Raw genomic sequence first — 21,584 nt, 5'->3', positions numbered from 1 at the left:
CTCCACAAGTCTCTTCAACTCATTAAAGGACTGTTGTTATTTTTGCCCACCAAACTGGCGAGATAACACTTCTAATTTTTTACTATCGCCGTACAGAACGCTTTCTAATCTAAATACCGCCGTATCGACCTTAGCTCCGGCTTCGAGTAAGAAGTACTTACTGCTAACACCGAAACTCGACTTTAGTTTTGCATCACTCGCGAGGCTAGCAATTGATGAATTTTCCCAAAACTCATCAATCTTGTCATATCCATCTAATGGTCGCTGATTGATGATGCTTTCAGCTTCACCAACAGAAATCTTGTTATCGAACATACCGGCAATTAACGCTGCTTGCTCCACAGTTACGGTATTCACATTCAATACTTGGGTGGTATTGCCTGGGATCGCACAGACGTAGGGCGCCAATTTCAAGTAAATATCTTGAGTAAAGCCCATCACGGCCCGCAGCTCACTCTTATGACTCATGAGCGTATTAGCCGCTCGATACGGTACATTACGCGACTCATACTCCGCATCTTCGGCACCATAAGGACCTGCCGTCTGATCTTCATCGATATAATCTTTAGCTGTCTGCGCTAAGCGCTCGGCGGCGAAATCATCCATTCCCAATGCGACTAACAATCCCTTGAATTGCACCGCTGGCAAGGGCAGTTTAGGCTGACCGTTTTCAACTTTTTCGTTAGGCGCCGATAACGAATTCACGTTAAAACAGGCGCGCATATCGCTAATTTTTCCTGCTATCTCCCCTTTTTCTGCCGGGAATATTACATCGGCAAGTGCCCAGTATTGCTGTAGATGAACCGTATCCGAATCTTCTAGATCTTGCTTGAGCACCTTCTTAGCGATCTCTTCTCCCGAAATCGCATACCAAAAGGCCTGATCATACTGCGCCATATTTAGGGTGCGTCTAACTGATAATTGATTACGCGAGGTAATATTGGTCGCAATAATGGCTACCATAGCCACAATCAATAGCACCACAATAAGGGCTACACCACGTTGTTTAGAAGGCATTATTCACCATGCCCTTTTCCGGTGTCGCTACCGTTGCCGCTGTTACGGTCTCCATCCGGTATAGACTCTTCGTCTCCGCCACCACTATTGGTATCATCGTTACTGCCAGCAAGCGCGCCCTTAGGCACTAGGAATTTACGTTGCACCTTACCAATATCTTCAAACTCAATTTCTATCGCAATCGCCTTGGGTAACTTAGTTGCATCAGTTTGACGCTCCCATTTGTCATCGGTAAAAAAGGCGTATTCCACTGAAAGCACCTTCTCCATAATCACAGTTTTAATTGGCTCTGCACCAATTTCCGGTTCAGGATAAGGGTAATACCAACGCTGCAACTGCCCTTCCATCACCACATAGGCAACCGACTGCAAACTGCCTCTTGGCAAGAGTCCGTCTGGATTTAGCCAACCTAAGCGAAAAAAGACTAAGGATTCAGACTCCGAATCGAGCATATTGCTACCCGTCTGAAAAACCGTCGTGGCTCTACCGCCCTCTAATAACCTAGGCGTGCGTGCGACCATCTGGTTTAAGTCACGCTCAATCACTCCAAAACCTTGCTGCATCGCCTTTAGCTTAGCGGCAAAATCTCGGGTCGCGGTGTCGTTTTTCATCACTGTGCTCAACACGGTATTCGCCGCTAAACCTAGCATGGCAAAAATGGCGATGGCGATCAGCATCTCTAGTAGCGTGAAGCCACGCTGAGATTTAGTCAGCCTTAAGCACATAGCTGCTCACCTCAGCAATGACCCGAGCAAAGCGTTCATCATCACTAACACTTATACGGATCATTCTAAAATTATCATCGGTCGTTTTAATGACCTCTTTACGCCAATACCAATCTTTATTGGCGAGCTCCGTTTGGCCATCTTTACGACCAATATCTGGAAACTTAGGCTCTAAACGCGCATCAACCATCTTGTTATGAGCGACCCATTGTGCCATGGTGCGCTCTTCTAAAATGGGCATGTTGGCCATCTGCTCGCCTAAGCTCTTAGTGATAGAAACTGCGGCGATAGAAAATACCGCCAAGGCAACAATCACTTCTAGCAGCGTCATACCTGTTTGATCAGTTCGCCTGCTCATAAGACTTCTTCATCTTCGAAACCCATACGTAAGCGACCCAAGGCATCACCGAATACCACAACTTCGATATCTTGCTTCGTTTCATCTTCGCTAACGAAAGACAGCTCAAACGCACTCATCTCACCACTCGGGAATAACATGATCTGCGGCTCAGGAAACTTCTTCTTTTCGTCGGCGGATTTTTCAATAAGGGGCTCATCAAACCAAGAATCTTGTTCTTCGTCATCTTGAACTAAAGGTAAACCATCGAGCACCAGCACCATCTCAACACCAGGTTCCATCTGACGCTCAGCGAGCAATCTATCTTGCTCTAAAGGCTTCCACTTACCCTCATCGTAATAAACGTATTTATAGCTATTGTCTTCGATCACTATGCCCACGAAATGGCCGCTTAGAACCGTTTCATCTAGCACCATTTCGGTAGACATCATGAACTGCTGCGCGGTGCGTTCTAGCGCCTTTTCTTTACTCGCCCCGCCCATGCCAAGGGTGACAGCAGTTGCGGCCAAGCCCATAAGCAAAACAACGAGCAACACCTCCATTAAGGTGAAGCCCGTTTGGCGTGCTAAGTTCAATCGCAGCAAGCTCATATTATTGGAAATTCTGTAGGTTCCAGTTTCCGATATCATCTTCAGTACCTGCCTGACCGTCTGGGCCTGAGCTGAAGATATCTAATTTACCGTTTTCACCTGGACTCAATAGCAGGTAATCGTTACGCCATGGATCTTGCGGTAGACGCTTAACATAACCATCGGCACGGTAGTTACGCGGCTCTGGAGAAATTGTAGGCTTTTGTACTAATGCCTCGAGGCCCTGCTCAGTGGTCGGATAAACACTGTTGTCTAGCTTATACATGTCCAAGGCATTCTCTAATGCAACAATATCTGAAACCGCTTTTTGCTGGTCGGCCTTATCTTTGTTGCCCATTAAGTTAGGTACGACCATAGAGGCTAAAATACCTAAAATAACAATCACCACCATGACTTCTAATAGGGTGAAACCTTTCTGTTTATTACGTGCTTGCATTAACAACTTCCTTAAACTATATCACCCACGCTAACTACAAGACTCTGTAGCAGACTGTGAGTATTAACCACTAATCATATTATTCAGCGCTAATATTGGCTGAAGAATCGCTAAAACAATAAATAGAACCACAGCAGCCATACTAACAACTAGCATAGGCTCAAATACCCCCAAGGCTATCGTCACATTCGACTCAAAATCTCGGTCTTGGTTATCGGCGGCGCGCTCAAGCATCTGCTCAAGTTGACCACTTTTTTCACCAGAGGTAATCATATAGAGCATCATAGGTGGGAAAAGTTTAGTGTTGGCTAGTGCCGTTCCCAAACTTGTGCCCTCACGCACCCTTAGTGTTGCATCTTCGACTGCGGCTTTCACTTTAACGTTGATCAGTACATCACTCGCGATACGCATTGCATCGAGTAGCGGTACAGAGCTGGCCGTTAAAATACTTAATGTACGAGCAAAACGTGCCGTATTAAGGCTTTTACTCACCTTGCTGATCACAGGTAGGCGCAGCAACATGCTGTCGTATTTCATGCGATTTTTAGGTGAAACGAGTAAACGTTTGGCGATAAAGAACAAACCGACGATAACAGCCAGAACAATTAGGCCATAATCACGGATAAAGTCTGATGAGGCGATCAATAGTTCAGTAGTCCAAGGTAACTCCTGCCCCATATGCTCAAACTGCCCCACCACTTGCGGCACTACGGCGGCAAGCAGAATTGCGATCACACCTATGGCGACAACTGTCAGTACGATAGGATAGATCATAGCTTGGGTCATTTTACTCTTTAGCTGCTGGCGACGCTCGGTGTAATCGGCGAGACGATTCAGTACCACTTCTAAGTGACCGGATTTTTCGCCCGATGCCACCATAGCTCGATACAATTCATCGAATATATGTGGAAACTCTGCCATAGAATCGGCAAGGCTATAACCTTCAACCACCCGAGATCGCACCGCCATCACCATACTGGCTAAACGGTCCTTCTCGCATTGTTGACCAACGGCTTTTAATGCCTCTTCAACAGGGAGTCCAGCAGCCACTAGAGTCGCAATCTGACGGGTAATAAGTGCAAGCTCTGCAGTTGAAATACCACGCTTTAAAAAGCTAAAACCTGCGGCCTTAGTCTTGCTCTCTTTCTCTACTACTGGAGTTATCTCCAGTGGCATTAAGCGCTGCTCTCTTAGCTGAGTACGTGCATGCCTTGCGGTATCCGCTTCGACAACACCTTTTTTCTGCTTACCCGTTTTGTCTAATGCTTTGTATTCAAATGCAGGCATGGCTTACTCCTCTCGAGTGACACGCAGCACTTCTTCTAGGGTAGTTTTCCCCGCAAGCACTTTACTCATACCGTCGTGACGAATGCTCGGAACAGATTGACGAATATGCTTTTCAATCGCTAATTCACCGCGACCGGTGTGAATAAGTTCACGCACATGATCATCGACTATGAGTAACTCATGAATACCGGTACGGCCACGATAACCATTGTGACCACAAGCCTGACAACCCTTCGCGCGGAAAATAACACGAGGATCGTCAGCGGTAATACCGAGAAGCTCTCTTTCACGATTATCCGGGGTATGCGACTCTTTACAGCTTGGGCACAAGGTACGGATAAGACGTTGAGCGAGGACACCAAGTAAACTGGAAGACACGAGGAAAGGTTCTACGCCCATATCTTGTAAACGAGTAATCGCGCCCGATGCCGTATTAGTATGTAGGGTTGAGATAACCATATGGCCAGTTAACGATGCCTGAACCGCAATTTGCGCAGTCTCAAGATCTCGGATCTCACCAATCATCACCACATCAGGATCTTGACGCAAAATAGCACGTAGGCCACGAGCGAAGGTCATATCGACCTTAGTGTTTACCTGAGTCTGACCAATACCTTCGAGTTCGTATTCTATTGGGTCTTCGACGGTAAGAATGTTGGTATCTTTCGAGTTAATTTCGGTAAGGCCTGCATAGAGAGTGGTACTCTTACCCGAACCGGTTGGACCGGTCACCAAAATAATACCGTGTGGTCTGCGGATTAAGTCATCAAATTGATGACGAACCGCTTCGGTCATACCTAGCTGCTCTAGGTCTAAGTTACCCGCATTTTTATCGAGTAGACGTAGCACCACACGCTCGCCATGACTTGACGGCATAGTCGATACACGCACATCCACAGCTCGTCCCGCGATACGCAGCGAAATGCGACCATCTTGTGGTACACGTTTTTCAGCAATATCGAGACGTGCCATAACCTTGATACGTGACACCAACAAAGATGACAGTTTACGATTAGGCTTGAGAACTTCTTTGAGAATGCCATCGACACGGAAACGCACAATTAACTGTTTCTCGTAGGTTTCGATATGAATATCTGACGCTTCTTCCTTAATAGCCTCAGACAATAGCGCATTGATTAACTTAATAATCGGTGCGTCATCGTCACCCTCGAGTAGATCTTCTGTTTGTGGCAACTCTTCGGCAAGAGTGAACAGGTCCATTTCATTACCGATATCTTCCATCATCTGCTGCGCTTCAGAAGAGTTAGCTTGATAGGCTTGAGTAAGACGCGCCTCAAAAGCTGTGTCTTCTAACGTTATCAAGGGCAATTCTTTACCACAGTAGCGACGTACCTCAAGCAATGCACTCAATGGTGTACCTTGAGTATGGTAAAGCGACAACTCGCCGTCAGCGTCGGCGGCAAGCGCCACCTTAAATCTATGGGCAAAAGCAAAGGGCAAACGCTCTTTGCTATTCGAATGAAAAAGCTGATCCGCCTCTTCCTCAGACACTAGTCCAAGCTCATTCGAGACCTGCACTAGCTCTTCATCGACTATAATTGAATTCTCACTCATCAGAAGTTTCTTTATCTGTATCAGTGCCTTGCTTATCGGCATCTTTGCTATTCGAGATAGACTTTAGCGCCGGATCGGTTTCACGCATCTTTGTGTCTAAACCTTTACCTTCTTTGTAACGGTTCAGCACGTCGTTGACTTCAGGAGGCAGATAATCAGCTTGATTCCACTCTTCGAGGATCGGCACATCGGTATTTGGCATTAAGTTAACGCCGCGTTCCTGCTGCTCGAGTTGCAGCGCTCGGAAGTAATTATACTTACGTCCTGCGATGCCTTCCATGGTCATACCGTCGCGGATAATCGTTGGCTTGATAAATACCATCAAGTTGGTTTTTTTCTTACCGCTAGAAGAGGACTTAAATAGGTGGCCAATGATCGGGATATCACCCAAGAACGGGACTTTTTGTACTGACTCTTGCACCTCTTCTTTAATCAAACCACCGAGTACCACGATTTGGCCTGAATCAGCCATTACCGTTGTGGTTAAACGACGAGTAGCAAAGGTTACATCGACGCCAGTCTTACCGTTAATACCTGAAACTTCCTGCTCGATTGTCAGCTTAACCGAGCTTCCTTCGTTAATTTGAGGAACAACTTTAAGCTTTACGCCCACTTCCTTACGCTCAACCGTTTGGAATGGATTGCTGTTACCGTTACTAGAATTTTGACTACCGGTTAAAATAGGGACTTCATCACCTACGATAAATGAGGCTTCTTGGTTATCAAGCGTAGTGATAGATGGTGTAGCAAGAACATTTGATTTGGTATCACTCGACACGGCTTGAATCAAGGCAGCAAAATCGCCCATTGCCACGCCCCACGCCATACCATTGACCTTACCAAGCGCTTGAGCAAGCAAGGTAATATCACCACGAGTGTCAGGATTCTCGGTACAAGTACCGTCGTTACAGACTGTTGAGCCCTCTTCACCTTGAGCCTGCCAAACACCTGCACCAATTTCACCAATGGTTGGGCCTAGGTTATTAAACTGAGTACCACCGCCAGCTTCGGTTGCCCACTGAACACCAAAACCAACATCATCACCTTCGCCAACTTCTACAATGATCGCTTCAACCAGTACTTGTGCTCGGCGAATATCCAGCTGATTAATCACGCTCTCGATGGTGCGCATCTGATCTGGTTCCGCACTAATCACCAAGGCATTGGTGTCATTGTGGGCCATGATATTAATTTCATTTCGACGCTTGCTGCCGCCACCTTGTGAGGTGCCTTTATCATCGACAAGTTGTTCAGCAAAACCCGTTAACACCTCGACTAAATCTTCGGCTTTTGCATAACGCAGGTAGCGGACCTTAGTGTTACCCGTACTTGCTTGCTCTGCATCTAGGTTTTTAATCAGCTTAACCACTCGCTCACGACTCTTCTCATCACCACTTACCACCACAGCGTTGGTACGCTCATCGGCAACAACTTTTGGTGCTTGGCCAGGCATCTGTGCTTGATTAGCCGTTGAACGGTACAAGGTATCTATAATACGAACGATTTCACCGGCTGAGGCATATTCAAGCTTAACCACTTCAACGGCTGTATCACCTTGCTTATCTACGCGGCGCACGATCTCTACCAGTTTATTAACCACGGCCGCACGACCAGAGATCATCAAAACATTGGACGGATCGTAGTTAACTACGTTACCGCCGCCGGCGTTATCGTTTAGCTGACGTAATAGAGGGGCTAGCTGCTTTGCTTCTGTGTTATACAGTGCGACGATACGGGTAACCATCTCGTCACCCAAGCCTGGTGCATCATCATCGGCGACACGGATTGATGCCGTTTTAGCATCTTTATCTTTGATTACCTTTATGATGTTGTTGTCCATCTCGACAACAGCATAACCATAGACTTGTAATACGTTGAGGAAGAACTGGTAATACTGTTCGTCGTTTAGTAGATCGTAACTACGAACATTGATTTTTCCGCGTACGGTTGGGTCGACAATAATAGTTCGATTCAAGTTTTTACCAACAATATTGATAAACTCTTGGATATCTGTGCCTTTAAAGTTAGCCGCATATTGTTCAGACCATGCAAGTTGTGGGGCCAGTAAGGAAGCCCCCATCACCATACCGGCAATTAATCTGCGTCTAATCCGCTTATTATTCATTGTTATACTTCCCCTAAACCCTTTCGTTGCGGCAAACTCAATGTGTATTACTGCAAATTTTATTGTTATTTTCTGCTGCTTATTCTATTGCGGCAGACTAAACATTATCTCGATTAGCTGACCATCTCGCTCTACCATCAAGGCAACTTCGGTCATCTCGGGCAACTGCGCCATCACTTCTAACGCCTGCCCCATATCCGTCAGGTCATAACCATTAATTGATTTGGCTAAATCATTGGCTCTGAAACCAGCCTGCTTAAATAGTTCACGGTCTTTACCAGGGTTAAGACGATAACCAGCAAGCTCGCCACCACTCTTAACCGGTGAAATAGACAAATAATCGGTAATCTTACTCGGATCGGCTAAAATCTCATCGCGAGACTGGCTTAACTCAGCCGCTACAGCGCGATTGTTACGATTGTCGATAGTCTTACCCTTAGAAACACTCTTAGCCTTTTGTAACTGCTGATTAGCAGTACCATTAGTATTGTATTCTAGACCATCTAGCATCAAGGTTTCGTAACGGCCGCTATTAGTGATGATAATTCTGTCGGCATAGACCTCTTTCAGCGAAGCCGATGTGCCTTTTATCTTGTCACCTAAACCATAGGTATCCTGGCTACCACTAGAGGCGATAACCGCTAAACCTTTCTGCTCGGTGGTTGATGCCACAACACCCGTTAGTTGAATAGATAGCGAGGTTTTCGGGGCATCGGTAATGATTTCCTCGATAGCGGCAGCTTTAGGTTTATTACCCGCCGCATCAGGTTTACCGAAGAGAGAGAGTTGTTGCAGATTAAGAATATTGACTTGACCCGCCGCATTACTGGAGACAGGTGTAGGCACCCAACGTGCTTGAGTCGAGTCATCAGGTACTAATTTCCATGTAATTTGCGCTAACAAGTAAAGAACTATTAATAGCCCGATACTAAATATCGCCGTACTGACTGGCTTTTGGGGCACTCCAGCCGCTTTAGTTAAAAACTTATCTAATAAATCCATATTTAAGTGGACCCTCTATGCAGGTCTCTGTTCTGATTATTATAATTTAGCAAATCCTGACTCATGCTAACCCACACTGCTTTTGGCAACAAGCCCATAACAGCAGCAATGTTGGCGGTAATTGACCAAATATGCTAACTTTATGCGCCTAAAAAGGGTGTGAGGCCTGCCACTATTTTATCAGCGAGAAAGTAAAGATTTGTATATTACTGCTGAGCATGTGAACTTCGCCCAGCAATTTAATTTAAATTAATCTAATCACTGGAGTCGCTCATGCATAATAACGAGCAACAAGCCATTCAAGTCAGGCTTGATAAATGGCTCTGGGCTGCGCGCTTTTATAAGACGCGAGCCATCGCAAAAGAGATGATTAATGGTGGTAAAGTACACTATAACGGCCAGCGTACAAAATCGAGCAAATATGCCGAGGTTGGTGCCACCATTAGATTAAGACAGGGCTATGACGAAAAAGAGCTCGTCATCAAAGAGCTGTCAGAATACCGACAAAAAGGGTCGATAGCACAAACCCTTTATGAAGAGACACCGCAAAGTATAGCCAAACGTGAGACCTATGCCGAGCAACGACGTCTGAATATTCTTAATAATCCCGCTCCCGATCATAAGCCGGATAAGAAACAACGTCGACAAATAATGCGCTTTAAAGAAAGCTAGAAATTGGAAACCCGAAATGAACGAACAGATGACTAAAGACAATCTATATCGCTATTTATTCGAAAACGCGAGTGTACGTGGCGAATTAGTACAGTTAGAAAATAGTTACCAAGAAGTATTATCAGCACATGAATACCCATTGGCGATCCAACACGTATTGGGTGAGCTAATGGCTTCTACTGCTTTATTAACGGCAACTTTGAAGTTTAGCGGTGATATCAGCATTCAGCTGCAAGGCGATGGTCCGGTATCATTAGCGGTAATCAACGGTAATAATCTGCAACAGCTTCGAGGCGTATCACGCTGGGACGGCGAAATTAGCGACGATGCCAGCCTTACGCAGATGTTTGGTAAAGGCTATATGGTGATCACCCTAACTCCAGATGACGGCGAACGTTATCAAGGCGTGGTAGCACTAGATAAAGACACCCTAGCGGAATGTCTAGAAGATTATTTCGCCCAATCTGAACAGCTACCAACCAAGATCAAGCTGTTTGCCGATACTAAGCAAGCCGCAGGCATGTTCTTGCAAGTGCTACCTACCGATGGTAACCACAACCAAGAGTTCGAACACCTATCTGTATTAACTGCAACCGTTAAGCAGGAAGAGCTATTCACACTACCAGCGGAAGAAGTACTGCACCGCTTATACCACGAAGAGGAAGTGCGCTTATTTGATCCAGTGTCGATTAGTTTTAAGTGTACTTGCTCTAAAGAGCGCAGCGCACAAGCTATCCGCACTGTATCGAAAGAAGAAGTCGATTCGATTCTAGCCGAGCAAGGCAAGGTGGAGATGGGCTGTGAGTATTGCAACAGCAAATACATCTTCGACGCTATCGATGTTGAAGCCATCTTCGCCAACGCTCCGACTAGCGATGTGACTCAATAAGTAATATTGAGTTAGCCAAACTTTATTGGCAAAACCGATTAAAGGCGCTCTTTGAGCGCTTTTTTTATGATTAAAACGCCCCTGATAACAGATTAAAATGTCAAGAAAAGTGTTTCCACGTCACTTTTCGTAATTTTTTTGATCTAGTACACATATTCATATCCGCATACGTTACAATCGCCGTAAATATAAGCTGGCGCAATAGATCAGCACCGAATAATGACCTCACAGATGGAGACCTTACCTATGGCGGATGGATCAAACCGCGAGTATCTAAACCTTTCAACAGGCCAGTTAGTCGAGCTTGCGTTAGCGCGTGGAGAAGGCCAATTGACCGCGAATGGCGCTTTAGTTGCAAAGACTGGTGAACGCTCAGGCCGTTCGCCTAACGACCGTTTCATCGTTAAAGAGCCAAGCTCTGAAGCAGATATCGAATGGGGTCCAGTAAACAAGCCTTTCAAAGCCGATGCCTTTACTGCACTTTGGAACCGAGTCGAAGCTTTTCTAGCTGACAAAGACACTTTCGTATCAAATCTCGAAGTCGGTGCCAGCAAAGAGCATTACCAGCCAGTAAAAGTCACTACTCAGTATGCTTGGCACCAACTATTTGCTCGTAACCTATTCATAGTGCCAGAAGAATTTAATGCCGCCGATAAGCCTGTATGGCAGATCATCAACGCACCTGGTTTTGAGTGTGTTCCTGAGCGAGACGGTACTCATTCTGATGCGACAGTTATCATCAACTTCGCAGAGCGTAAGGTGCTACTTGCTGGCCTTAAGTACGCTGGTGAAATGAAGAAGTCGATGTTCTCGGTACAAAACTTCTTACTACCCGCTAAAGGTGTGCTACCAATGCACTGCTCGGCAAACGTCGGTGCCGATGGCGATACCACTCTGTTCTTCGGTCTATCGGGTACAGGTAAAACTACACTTTCAGCCGACCCTAAACGCTTCTTAATTGGTGACGATGAACACGGCTGGGCACCAGGCGGCGTATTCAACATCGAAGGTGGCTGCTATGCAAAGTGTATCGACCTAAGCCAGAAGAACGAGCCTGTCATTTGGGATGCTATTCGCTTTGGTACCGTGCTTGAAAACGTAGTAACCGATGAAAATCGCGTACCCGACTACACAAATTCAAGCTTAACCGAAAACACCCGCGCCGCTTATCCACTCGAGCATATTGCCCAGCGTAAACTAGATAACTGTGGCGCTGAGCCTCACGCAGTTGTGTTCTTAACTTGTGACGTTTCTGGCGTGTTACCACCAGTATCTAAGTTAACTAAAGAGCAAGCGGCTTACCACTTCTTGTCTGGTTATACCGCAAAAGTTGGCTCGACGGAGATGGGGTCTACTGCCGCGATACAGTCGACATTCTCGACCTGCTTCGGTGCGCCGTTCTTCCCTCGTCCTGCAGGAGTTTACGCTGAGCTACTGATGAAGCGTATCGAGTCTTTTGGCAGTCAAGTTTACCTAGTTAACACTGGCTGGACAGGCGGGCCTCACGGCATTGGTAAGCGTTTCGATATCCCAACAACTCGCGCCATTGTCGATGCCATCGTGTCTGGTGAGCTTAAAGATGTCGAGACAGAGTACCTAGAAAAGCTAAACCTACATGTACCGGTTGCCATTCCAGGTGTAGACAGCAAGCTGCTTAACCCAATCAACACTTGGGAAGACAAGGTCCAGTATGCCGAATTTGCTCAGCACCTTGCAGATAGCTTTAAGGCTAACTTCGAAAAGTATCAGGTACCTGATTCAATCAAGAACGCAGGCCCTAACGCTTAATTCGCTTTGTTCTAGCGCTCTTTAAAGCCATCGGTGAATACTGTGGCCCAATTAAAATCCCAGCTATATGCTGGGATTTTTTATGAATAAACCTAAGCCAAATTAGATTCGAATACAGGGCTCAGATGCTGAGCTCAAATACTGAGTCAGCCTCAAAGAACACTCCGCCTTCCATGTAAAGCCTCTCAAACTTAAAGTAAAGCAAGCTTGACTTGGCGAGTATCGACCTCTAAGTTATAAGTCAAGCGTGCTTTACATTTATAAAACCAGAGTCAGCAAAATACACAAGGAACCGCAACCATGAAGATCATCGAAGCCATATGCGCCAAAGGTTTACCGAAGCGCGATCTAAAAAATGCCAACCGAGTTAACTTATGTGCACTTTTATGGGCTCTCACACTAATGATAAGCACCTACCTAAGCGAGAATGAGCTGCTTGGCAACGGCTTATTAATCACCTTGGTATTCTGCATACACACGATTATCGGTATTGCCATGTTAGTGGCCTATCGACACTTTCTGGTGCAACTCGATGAAATGGAGCGCAAGGTTCAGCTAGATGCTCTTGCTTTGTCTGTTGGCGTCGCCATTATTAGTTTTTCCAGCTATTCAATACTCGAAAATAGCGCTATTGTGCCCCCTCTCAAAGCCGCATACCTCATAGTATTAATCACTTTGACCTATATCGTTGGCATCATTAAAGGAAGGATCAGTTACCGATGAAAAACCGTCTAAAAGTGCTCAGAGCAGAGCGCGACTGGACCCAGGCCGACTTAGCTGAGAAGCTCGAAGTCTCACGGCAAACCATTAACGCCATAGAAAAGGGTAAATACGATCCAAGTTTACCCCTAGCCTTTAAAGTTGCTCGCTTATTTGAGATGCCAATTGAAGCCATTTTTGAAGATGAAACAGAAGTCGCTATAAACTAGGCGGGCGCATCTCAAGCAAAACTTGATGCATTGGCAACTCCGGTTGTCAATGCTGAAAATATATAGATAAAAAGACGCCTAAACTCATATTTAGACACAGTTCCCCTGTTGCACTTATCGCCAGTTTAAGGAAAGATAACCGCCTAAAAACAATTCAAATAGTTCAAAAAATGGGTACCTAACCATGCGCTTAACTTCCCTATCGGCCATCGCCTTATTGGCGGCTAGCAGCAACGGCCTCGCGACCGAGCAAACTGATACTGCAACCCCACAACTCTCCAATACTTATATTAACGATCAGATCCTTCCACCAATTATCCCGTGGCAGGGAAGTAGCGAATCGCTACTCCAAGCTCCTGATGCCCAATGGGCGACGCCTTTTGAGCAAAACGGCCTTAAAACCAGTCCAAGCTATGATGAGACCTTTGCCTGGTTAGATAAGCTAATCGCCCAGAGCGAAATGCTAAAGAAGGTCAGCATAGGCAAGAGTCCACAAGGTCGCGACATTTGGATGATTGTCGCCTCAAAAGAGGGAGCGGAAGACGCAAGCGCACTAGCACGTAATGGTAAACCGACCCTACTCGTACAAGCGGGGATCCACTCTGGTGAAATTGACGGCAAAGATGCCGGTATGATGCTACTACGTGACATGGTATTTAACGGCAAAGCCGGGTTGCTCGATAACGCCAACTTACTATTCGTGCCCATTTTTAGTGTCGATGGTCATGAGCGTTCAACTGAATATAACCGCGTTAACCAACGTGGCCCGGTCAATATGGGCTGGCGCACCACAGCGCAAAACCTCAATCTAAACCGTGATTATGCCAAGGCTGACACGCCAGAGATGCAGCATATGCTGCGAGCAATCAACATCTGGCAACCGGATCTTTATATCGATGTCCATGTCACCGACGGCATCGACTATCAATACGATGTGACTTTTGGCTATAACTTAGCGCAAGGCCAAAGCCCCTCGATCTACAACTGGTTAGAAAACAGCTATCGCCCAAGTATCGAGTCAGCATTGTCTGAACAGGGACACATACCCGGCCCTTTAGTGTTCGCAATAGATAACACCGACATCACTAAGGGCATGTCACTTTGGAATGCTAGCCCACGCTTCTCTAATGGCTATGGCGACGCTCGCCACCTACCGACTATCTTGATTGAAAACCACAGCTTGAAGCCCTTTAAACAGCGAGTACTCGGCACCTATGTGATGCTCGAATCCAGTCTTAAGGCCATCGCTAACGATAGCACTAAATTACAATCTGCTATTCAGCAAGATAAGTATCGTTACTCACCTAGGGTGACTCTGTCATGGCAACAGGAGCAGCAAGCTCAAGGCTGGGATTTTAAAGGCATAGGTTACACGCTAGAGCAAAGCGCTATTAGTGGTAACGATATTGTGCGCTGGAATGGCCTGCCACAGCTGTACCCGAACTTGCCAGTAATTGGTGGCACCAAAGCCGATATAAAAGTAAGTCGCCCAGATGCATATTACATTCCCCCACAATGGCAAGAGGTTATTGAACGCTTACGTGTGCATGGTATCCGTATGACTAGGCTAGATAAACCTACAGAGCTTAAGTTACAACAATATCAATTTTCAGAACCAAGCTTTGCCAATCGCGATTATGAAGGGCGTCAGCGGGTAAAGGCAGAGGTAAGTAGCCAAGCCATCGACCTACAACTCCCCACAGGTACAGTACGCATCGACACCAAACAACCTTTAGGTGACTTGGCCATATTGTTATTGGAACCGCAATCACCCGATTCGCTGTTCCAATGGGGTTTTTTCAACCCTATCTTTACTCGCACCGAGTACATTGAAAACTATGCAGTGGAGCCTTTAGCCGCTCAGATGCTAGAAGATGATCCGGCTCTGCAGACTGAGTTCAATAAGGCGCTTAAAGACCCAGAGTTTGCGGCGGATCCCAAAGCACGTTTACGCTGGTTCTATCAGCGTAGCCCCTACTACGATAACCAATACTTAAAGTACCCAGTATTAAGAGGCTACTAATTCAACGGTCCTACGACTCAATCATAAACACAGCGCCAATTGGCGCTGTTCCTTTTAGGCTTTCTTCGTCGCCGATATTGTATAGGTCAGCGGTAAACGTTGGCCTTGTTGCTCTACAAAATAGCGTTGGCGCAACTCTTCACCCTGAGGTAAATCAACCTCTACTGTCTCTTCAGATAAACCCTCAAAACAGTTGTAGGGACTAAAAGCAAACTCATCGAAACTATCGATCGATAACCCGGCTTTTATCAGCGCATTAATCACATCTGACAATGAGTGTGACCAACTCATAAAGGTGTTGCTGTCATCATTGGCATTCTCGGTATAAGTCACCTCATCTTCAACATCTGGCACATCTTGGTGAAAATAACTGTATCCCTCAAACACCGCTTGAGCAGGGTGAAACTCCACCATATAAAACTGGCCACCAGCCACCAGCTTACTCGCTATGATCTGTGCCCATTTATCGAGATCCGGCAGCCAAACAATGGCTCCATAAGAAGTGAAAACCAGATCAAATTTGGCCGCGACCGTCTCCGACACGCTATAGATATCGCTGCAGATAAAGTCTGCTTTTAAATCTGCCTGTTCAGAGAGTGACTTTGCCTGAGTGATCGCCGCGGGAGAGAGATCGACGCCGGTCACATCGGCCCCCATGCGCGCCCAAGATAGCGTATCGAGCCCAAAGTGGCATTGCAGATGTAGCAAGCTTTTACCCATGACATTAAGAGCTGCCAGCTCGATTTCTTGTAGCGAACTCTTACCTTTTAGAAAGCCTGCAACATCATAAAATTCCGATGTGACGTGGGTCTGTACCCGTCTATCCCATCCTTGCTGGTTAACCGATAAATAATCCATCTCTGTTTCCCTACATGATTTTAAAGTCTAGGCCTGAGTACTAGCTGCTTCTAGGTTCTTTATTATTTTTAGCCAAGTCTTTGAGTAATTTCACTAATAATTAAACTTTAATGGCAGTTATTGAGTGAATTAGCCACTACCACCAACCGCAAACCAAAGATAACACAGTTAAAACAAATAGATAACTTATTGGCACACTTTCTGCTTATTGATAGGTATTAAAAAAGACAGCAGCTTGTAAATGCTGCCAATCAGAATAATAAAAGGAAGTTTACTCATGAAATCTACAGCGACTCTGCTTGCCGCACTTATTACCGTGTCACTATCGGGCTGCATCATCAATGTAAATGGTGCCAACGCGGGGCCCCTTAACCACCAAAAGAAACAACTTCAAATTGATGCTAACGATATCGATACCTTAGTGGCTGAAACAGGCGCAGGAGACCTCAAGATTCAAGGTGTCGATGGGCTTGCGCAGATCATGGTCACTGCGGATATTTATACCTATGGTGATATAGAAAGTAATCTCAGCCTTAAGCAGAGCGGCTCAAAAGCGACACTAGTTGCAGAGTTCGATAGCAGCATTAACTTTCAGCGCTCACCCTATATCGATCTTACCATTCAGGTACCTAGCAGCATGATGCTAGATATCGACGATGGCTCGGGTGATATCGAGATCAATGGCCTTTCGGCAAACATTACACTTGATGATGGTTCTGGTGATGTTTGGATCAAGGGCGGTAACGACCTCAACATCCAAGACGGCTCGGGCTCAATCGATATCAGCAACACTACAGGCAAACTCACCCTAGAAGATGGTTCAGGTTCTATTACCCTATCTGGTATTGGCGGTGATACCCATATCGATGATGGCTCGGGCGATTTAAGCGTAGAAAACGTCAATGGTCATGTGGTGATTGACGATGGCTCGGGCGACATCGATGTCGACAATACCCTAGGGCTAAGCATTATCGAATCTGGCTCTGGTGATTTAAGCGTAGATAACATCAACGGCTCAGTCAGCATGCACTAACCATTGCGACTATCACGCTAAACGGCTTCCCGGCGCAAGGCTTGCTGTCGACTAGTGCATTTGGACAATGATACTGACCAAGTACACTAACGCCAGCAGTGCCCTGCCCAACTAATTAAAGAATACCAATCAGTATAAAGATTTGATCGCTCAGCGAGAGTTTAGCGGTCCTGAGGCAAGGCAGCGAGTGAAGAGCATAGTTAAACTAGGTTTAAGCTCCCTCTTTGTTTATTAAGAGTCGCAGCATCAGAACCGCTAAGACTCGCCTGTAAGGAGTGTTTTTGGCTGCCTAATTCTGCGTTGAATGAACTCATAAGGGAACAACCATTATGTCGTCCATTCGCCTTGAATTAGTTTGCCAAAAAGCACTCTGAGTAGATCAACTTCTTATACTGATTGGTATAAGGTGCTTTATGAATAAAGTGAAACAGCTTTGGAAAGAAAATCGTCAGCTTGTGCTATTCATTGTTTTAATGTCTGTTTGCAGAAGTGCTATCGCCGACTGGTACACAGTACCGACAGGCTCTATGCAGCCTACGATTAAAGAGGGCGACCGCATTGTGGTCGATAAACTGGCCTACGACTTACATGTGCCCTTTACTCAAATATCATTAGCCACAACTGGCGAGCCTGAACGCGGTGAAATAGTGGTGTTTGAATCAAAAGCCGCTGATAAACGTTTAATCAAGCGGGTTATTGGCTTACCTGGCGATACCATTAGCTTAAGCAATGAAGTGCTATTTATTAATGGCAAGGCGTTGGCTTACTCGGTGGTATCTAGCAGTGCTCAAGAATTAATTGCTAAGGAAGATCTCAATGGCTTATCCCATAGCATCCGTATTGAAAAGCAGGCCAGTGATCAGTTAAGTAGCTTCGAAACGGTAATTGTGCCCGAAGGGCATTATATGGTGATGGGCGATAACCGCCGTAACAGCGCTGACTCACGGGTATATGGCTTTGTCCCTCGGGATGAAATCAAAGGTAAAGCAACCCAAGTTGCTTTCTCACTGGATTATGAAGACAACTACATACCCCGCCAAGATCGGTTTTTCACTAGCCTTTATGGCGGGTAAACACTGTTAACTCAAGTCAGTACATGGCGTAACCTCTGTAAGTGGTTACGCCATCAATACTTAACCTAACACTGCAAGTGCTTAATCTCGCGCTGCGATCAAGGCCAGCTTGTTGGCTCTCGAGTACTTCTTTAACGCTATCTCCCGCTTCAGAGCATCGGAGTGATTACCCACAGTTTCAGAATATGCCAAAGTTAATGGCCCTTTGCCTCGAAGAAACTTGGCCGATTTTGCACTACCACTTTGATGCTCGCTAAAACGGCGAGCCACATCTGTTGTTATCCCAGTATAGAGGTGGCCGTTTGCACAGCGCACCATATACAGATACCACATAGTTTCGCTTGCCTTGGTTTCAATAACTTTAGCTTTACTCACTTTGATGTCGCTTGCTGGGTCTTGCACCTTTGCCGGCTCGATAACTGTCTCTACGGAGTTATGCATTAGCGACTAGTATTCTTAGCAGTATCTAACCCTAGCAAACCTAAGAAGAAGGCATACTCTTTAGCGGTATCCTCATATTGGCGATAGCGGCCACTCTTGCCACCGTGCCCCGCTTCCATATCGGTATCAAACAACAGCATATTGCTGTCAGTCTTCACATCACGCAGCTTAGCCACCCACTTAGCTGGCTCAAAGTACTGTACTTGTGAGTCATGTAAGCCGGTGGTCACTAGCAGATGCGGATAAGCTTGGGCACTGACGTTGTCATAAGGTGCGTAGCTGAGCATATAGTCGAAATAGACCTTCTCGTTGGGGTTACCCCACTCGTCATACTCGTTAGTGGTAAGTGGGATCGACTCATCGAGCATGGTGGTGACCACATCGACAAACGGCACATGAGCTGCCACGGCAAAGTAACGCTCTGGCGCCTGATTGATTACGCCGCCCATTAACAAGCCACCGGCACTGCCACCAGCGGCAACCACCTTATCTTTTGCGCCGTAACCTTGCTCAGTCAATGCTTTAGTTACATCGACGAAATCGTTAAAGCTGTTCTGCTTATTGAGCATTCGTCCGTCGTCATACCAGCCACGACCGAGCATCTCAGAACCTCGCACATGGGCAATGGCGTACACCACACCGCGATCCAGTAAGCTCAATGCCGATGAGCTAAAGTCTGGCTCGACGGTATAGCCATAGGAGCCGTAGCCATATTGATAAAGCGGATTCGTGCCATCCTTATTGAACTTATCTTTGCGATAGACCAAGGTCACTGGCACCTCTTTACCATCACGAGCCTCAATAAACAAACGTTCCGCCTGATAATCATCGGCATTAAAATCACCAAGCACTTGCTCTTGTTTAAGTAACTCACGCTGATTCGGCTTAGCCAGTGCATATTCATACACAGACTCAGGCGTAGTTGGGCTTGAGTAATAAATCCTTAGCTTATCGCTTTGCTGGCTTGGGTTAATATCGAAACCCACTACATAGGCGGGATCGTTAAAGGCCAGCTCAAACTCAACCTGCTCATTAAACGGATACACTCGAATACGACTAATGCCTCGCTCACGAGTTTGCACCACCATATAGTCACTCAGCAGCAATACATCTTCTATGCGTGAATTTTGGTCATGGGCTATCACATCTTGCCAAGCGCTCTTATCTGCCGCCTGACTAATTGCTACCTTCATCAGGCGGAAGTTAGTCGCCTGCCAGTTGGTTAATATGTAATAGCTGTCGCCCAACTTAGACACCGAATACTCATGCCCCTCTTCCCTTGCTAAGACAGGCTCAAACTTAGCCAAAGATTGATTCGCATCCAGCATGCTAACTTCGCTAGTCACTGTGCTTTCGGCATGCAAGACAATAACCGACTCATCCAGCGATTTACCTAAACTGATATAGAAGGCGTCGTCTTGCTCTTCATACACTAGTACGTCTTCAGATTGCGCCGTGCCTAACTTATGACGGAATACTTGATAACCGAGCAGGGTTTGCGGATCTTTGGCGATATAGAACAGATGCTGATTATCGTTAGACCATACAACGCCACCATCCGTCCCTTCAAGCTTGTCACCCATTAGCTCGCCGCTTGTGAGATCTTTAAAGTACAAGGTATAAATACGTCGGCTAAGAAGATCTTCACCGAACACTAGCTTGGTTTCATCTGGGCTTACCGACACGCCGCCCAAACCATAGAAGTCTTTGCCTTCCGCGCGTTCGTTCACATCTAGCAGTACTTGTTCTTGGTCACTCTCTAACGCGGTTTTACGGGCAATAACTGGGTATTCAAAGCCCTGTTTGTAATAACGGTAATACCAATGCCGATGCCAGAAATAAGGCACACTCGACTCGTCCTTATCTAAACGGCCCACCAGCTCATCAAACAAACCTTGCTTTAGGTCGCCAAAAGCCTTGAACTCTTGTTTGGCATAGGCATTTTCAGCGTTTAAATGCGCAATCACCTTGTCTTCTTTGCGCTCGTCATCCCGCATCCAGTAATAATCGTCGACACGGGTCACCCCATGGAGTGTCATGCTATGTGGAACTTTATCGGCTTGCGGTGGTTTTACAGCTTGGGTGGTGGTCATATTATTACATCCAAATAGCAATACAGCGCTGAGTATGAGCGGAGCAAACAATTTCATCTAACATCCCTTTATAATTTTCAGTCAAAATATTCCGTAAATTGACTGGGGCGATCATGAATCGCGGTATCGACAGTTTTTTGCACTATCGCGCCATTTTAACTGCCCAGCTTGTCATTTTATTTAAATAGGGGCAACATAACGCCACTTGGCTAGTTTGTTAATCAATTCATTAATAATCAGCCAAGAATAATTCTCAGGGCGGGGTGCAACTCCCCACCGGCGGTAAATTATGCTGCGTATATTAATCACAGTATAAAAGCCCGCGAGCGCCTAGTTTACGCTATTAAATATCAATAGCTGCGAATATTAACTAGGGTCAGCAGATCTGGTAAACAGACCTTATCAAAGACGCTCGTCATACGTAAGGTTGTACCTACTCCAGAGCCGACGGTAATGAGTACTGACTAACCAAGTGAGTACACTGAGTCCGGATGAAAGAGAATATAAGGTTTAAGCAAATAATCCATAACGCTTCTCTAGGCTTAGTGGTGCATTTTGCTCAGCTCTTATTATGCACATCAGCTTGTGTCGATCCGTTCGACTCTGACGATGTGTCATTTTCTGTACGCCCTGATTCTGGTCAACCCAATGTTGTATTTTAAGGATGTTA

At 46.0% G+C, this 21,584-nt stretch carries 21 protein-coding genes and 1 riboswitch; of the genes, 9 read left to right on the top strand and 12 right to left on the bottom strand.

Features of this window, described 5'->3' with window-relative positions:
* Positions 1 to 36: 36 nt before the first annotated feature.
* The 9 genes from gspK to gspC form a co-directional block, all read right to left on the bottom strand.
* The gene (gene gspK, locus SPEA_RS00795) at positions 37 to 1,017 is read right to left on the bottom strand and encodes a type II secretion system minor pseudopilin GspK (RefSeq protein ID WP_012153426.1); all 981 of its coding nucleotides are present in this window, start codon (positions 1,015 to 1,017) and stop codon (positions 37 to 39) included.
* Complete coding sequence (gene gspJ, locus SPEA_RS00790; protein ID WP_012153425.1) at positions 1,017 to 1,742, bottom strand: type II secretion system minor pseudopilin GspJ; 726 nt, start codon at positions 1,740 to 1,742, stop codon at positions 1,017 to 1,019. Before gspJ ends, gspK begins: the two co-directional genes overlap by 1 nt.
* On the bottom strand, positions 1,723 to 2,100 hold the full coding sequence (gene gspI / locus SPEA_RS00785; protein WP_012153424.1) for a type II secretion system minor pseudopilin GspI: 378 nt from the start codon (positions 2,098 to 2,100) through the stop codon (positions 1,723 to 1,725). Before gspI ends, gspJ begins: the two co-directional genes overlap by 20 nt.
* Entirely contained in the window at positions 2,097 to 2,690 is a 594-nt protein-coding gene (gene gspH / locus SPEA_RS00780; RefSeq protein WP_398353660.1) for a type II secretion system minor pseudopilin GspH, read from the bottom strand. The genes gspI and gspH overlap by 4 nt, the downstream gene beginning before the upstream one ends.
* 1 nt (position 2,691) lies before the next feature.
* Positions 2,692 to 3,126 (bottom strand): type II secretion system major pseudopilin GspG, encoded by a 435-nt coding sequence (gene gspG / locus SPEA_RS00775; protein ID WP_012153422.1) that lies wholly within the window; start codon positions 3,124 to 3,126, stop codon positions 2,692 to 2,694.
* 63 nt (positions 3,127 to 3,189) lie between these two features.
* Entirely contained in the window at positions 3,190 to 4,413 is a 1,224-nt protein-coding gene (gspF, locus tag SPEA_RS00770) for a type II secretion system inner membrane protein GspF (protein WP_012153421.1), read from the bottom strand.
* Positions 4,414 to 4,416: 3 nt separating this feature from the next.
* A complete protein-coding gene (gene gspE / locus SPEA_RS00765; protein WP_012153420.1) occupies positions 4,417 to 5,988 on the bottom strand; it encodes a type II secretion system ATPase GspE in 1,572 nt (523 codons plus the stop codon).
* A complete protein-coding gene (gene gspD, locus SPEA_RS00760) occupies positions 5,981 to 8,113 on the bottom strand; it encodes a type II secretion system secretin GspD (protein ID WP_012153419.1) in 2,133 nt (710 codons plus the stop codon). The genes gspE and gspD overlap by 8 nt, the downstream gene beginning before the upstream one ends.
* An 84-nt stretch (positions 8,114 to 8,197) precedes the next feature.
* The gene (gspC, locus tag SPEA_RS00755; protein ID WP_012153418.1) at positions 8,198 to 9,115 is read right to left on the bottom strand and encodes a type II secretion system protein GspC; all 918 of its coding nucleotides are present in this window, start codon (positions 9,113 to 9,115) and stop codon (positions 8,198 to 8,200) included.
* Positions 9,116 to 9,388: 273 nt separating this feature from the next.
* On the opposite strand from gspC, the gene hslR reads away from it, so the two are divergent.
* From hslR to SPEA_RS00725, 6 genes are all read left to right on the top strand, one after another.
* Positions 9,389 to 9,787 carry a ribosome-associated heat shock protein Hsp15 gene (gene hslR / locus SPEA_RS00750; protein WP_012153417.1) on the top strand — a complete coding sequence of 133 codons (399 nt, stop codon included), beginning with the start codon at positions 9,389 to 9,391 and terminating at the stop codon, positions 9,785 to 9,787.
* Positions 9,788 to 9,815: 28 nt separating this feature from the next.
* Positions 9,816 to 10,676: an Hsp33 family molecular chaperone HslO gene (gene hslO, locus SPEA_RS00745; RefSeq protein ID WP_041411210.1), complete on the top strand. Its 861-nt coding sequence runs from the start codon at positions 9,816 to 9,818 to the stop codon at positions 10,674 to 10,676.
* 246 nt (positions 10,677 to 10,922) lie between these two features.
* On the top strand, positions 10,923 to 12,464 hold the full coding sequence (locus SPEA_RS00740) for a phosphoenolpyruvate carboxykinase (protein ID WP_012153415.1): 1,542 nt from the start codon (positions 10,923 to 10,925) through the stop codon (positions 12,462 to 12,464).
* A 300-nt stretch (positions 12,465 to 12,764) separates the two neighbouring features.
* Positions 12,765 to 13,187, top strand: a complete 423-nt coding sequence (locus tag SPEA_RS00735) for a hypothetical protein (RefSeq protein WP_012153414.1) — start codon at positions 12,765 to 12,767, stop codon at positions 13,185 to 13,187.
* Positions 13,184 to 13,393 carry a helix-turn-helix transcriptional regulator gene (locus SPEA_RS00730; protein WP_012153413.1) on the top strand — a complete coding sequence of 70 codons (210 nt, stop codon included), beginning with the start codon at positions 13,184 to 13,186 and terminating at the stop codon, positions 13,391 to 13,393. Before SPEA_RS00735 ends, SPEA_RS00730 begins: the two co-directional genes overlap by 4 nt.
* A 184-nt stretch (positions 13,394 to 13,577) precedes the next feature.
* Positions 13,578 to 15,416, top strand: coding sequence for a M14 family metallopeptidase (locus SPEA_RS00725; protein WP_012153412.1), 1,839 nt, complete (start codon positions 13,578 to 13,580; stop codon positions 15,414 to 15,416).
* A 54-nt stretch (positions 15,417 to 15,470) separates the two neighbouring features.
* Here the strand turns inward: SPEA_RS00725 and SPEA_RS00720 are convergent, their stop codons facing one another.
* A complete protein-coding gene (locus SPEA_RS00720; RefSeq protein ID WP_012153411.1) occupies positions 15,471 to 16,274 on the bottom strand; it encodes a class I SAM-dependent methyltransferase in 804 nt (267 codons plus the stop codon).
* A 277-nt stretch (positions 16,275 to 16,551) separates the two neighbouring features.
* On the opposite strand from SPEA_RS00720, the gene SPEA_RS00715 reads away from it, so the two are divergent.
* Positions 16,552 to 17,307, top strand: coding sequence for a DUF4097 family beta strand repeat-containing protein (locus SPEA_RS00715; protein WP_012153410.1), 756 nt, complete (start codon positions 16,552 to 16,554; stop codon positions 17,305 to 17,307).
* Positions 17,308 to 17,720: 413 nt separating this feature from the next.
* A complete protein-coding gene (lepB, locus tag SPEA_RS00710; RefSeq protein ID WP_012153409.1) occupies positions 17,721 to 18,380 on the top strand; it encodes a signal peptidase I in 660 nt (219 codons plus the stop codon).
* Between the two features lie 81 nt (positions 18,381 to 18,461).
* Here the strand turns inward: lepB and SPEA_RS00705 are convergent, their stop codons facing one another.
* Both SPEA_RS00705 and SPEA_RS00700 read right to left on the bottom strand, forming a co-directional pair.
* On the bottom strand, positions 18,462 to 18,821 hold the full coding sequence (locus tag SPEA_RS00705; protein ID WP_012153408.1) for a GIY-YIG nuclease family protein: 360 nt from the start codon (positions 18,819 to 18,821) through the stop codon (positions 18,462 to 18,464).
* Positions 18,821 to 20,971, bottom strand: a complete 2,151-nt coding sequence (locus SPEA_RS00700) for a S9 family peptidase (protein WP_012153407.1) — start codon at positions 20,969 to 20,971, stop codon at positions 18,821 to 18,823. The genes SPEA_RS00705 and SPEA_RS00700 overlap by 1 nt, the downstream gene beginning before the upstream one ends.
* 188 nt (positions 20,972 to 21,159) lie before the next feature.
* Positions 21,160 to 21,421, top strand: a riboswitch (FMN riboswitch).
* On the opposite strand from SPEA_RS00700, the gene SPEA_RS23225 reads away from it, so the two are divergent.
* On the top strand, positions 21,406 to 21,576 hold the full coding sequence (locus SPEA_RS23225; RefSeq protein ID WP_190272090.1) for a hypothetical protein: 171 nt from the start codon (positions 21,406 to 21,408) through the stop codon (positions 21,574 to 21,576). Its footprint overlaps the riboswitch before it by 16 nt.
* The last annotated feature ends 8 nt before the right edge of the window (positions 21,577 to 21,584 follow it).

Origin of the sequence: Shewanella pealeana ATCC 700345, assembly GCF_000018285.1 — a bacterium.
GTDB lineage: Bacteria > Pseudomonadota > Gammaproteobacteria > Enterobacterales > Shewanellaceae > Shewanella > Shewanella pealeana.
The sequence above is the reverse complement of the archived record's forward strand: the minus strand, read 5'-3'. Positions and strand labels throughout refer to the sequence as shown.